Source organism: Streptomyces hydrogenans (assembly GCF_014656075.1).
GTDB lineage: Bacteria > Actinomycetota > Actinomycetes > Streptomycetales > Streptomycetaceae > Streptomyces > Streptomyces hydrogenans.
The window spans coordinates 1-705 of record NZ_BNBS01000311.1 but is presented as its reverse complement, the minus strand read 5'-3'; the positions used below and the strand labels follow the sequence as shown (position 1 = coordinate 705).

1 protein-coding gene is annotated in these 705 nt (G+C 66.1%); it reads right to left on the bottom strand.

Annotation, left to right across the window (positions count from 1 at the left end; all coding sequences use genetic code 11):
• On the bottom strand, window positions 1-705 hold a 705-nt coding region (locus tag IE321_RS41600; RefSeq protein ID WP_190226796.1), incomplete at both ends, for an adenosylhomocysteinase.

The following is a 705-nucleotide window of genomic DNA, read 5'->3' as shown; positions in this document are numbered from 1 at the left end:
GCGGAGGGTCGTGAGCCGCACGCCGAGGGCGTCGAGGTGGAGGCGGGCGACCTTCTCGTCGAGGTGCTTGGGGAGGGTGTACACGCCGACGGGGTAGGCGTCGGGCTTCGTGTAGAGCTCGATCTGGGCCAGGGTCTGGTCCGCGAAGGAGTTCGACATCACGAAGGACGGGTGACCCGTCGCGTTGCCCAGGTTCAGCAGGCGGCCCTCGGACAGGACGATGACGACCTTGCCGTCCTCGAACGTCCACGTGTGGACCTGCGGCTTGACCTCGTCCTTCACGATCCCCGGGATCCTCGCCAGGCCGGCCATGTCGATCTCGTTGTCGAAGTGACCGATGTTCCCGACGATCGCCTGGTGCTTCATGCGGGCGATGTCGGACGCCATGATGATGTCCTTGTTGCCCGTGGTGGTGATGAAGATGTCGGCCGTCTCCACCACGTCCTCCAGGGTGGCGACCTGGTAGCCGTCCATCGCCGCCTGGAGCGCGCAGATCGGGTCGATCTCCGTCACGATCACCCGCGCGCCCTGACCGCGCAGCGACTCCGCGCAGCCCTTGCCCACGTCTCCGTAACCGCACACGACGGCCGTCTTGCCGCCGATGAGGACGTCGGTGGCGCGGTTGATGCCGTCGATCAGGGAGTGGCGGCAGCCGTACTTGTTGTCGAACTTCGACTTCGTCACCGCGTCGTTCACGTTGATCGC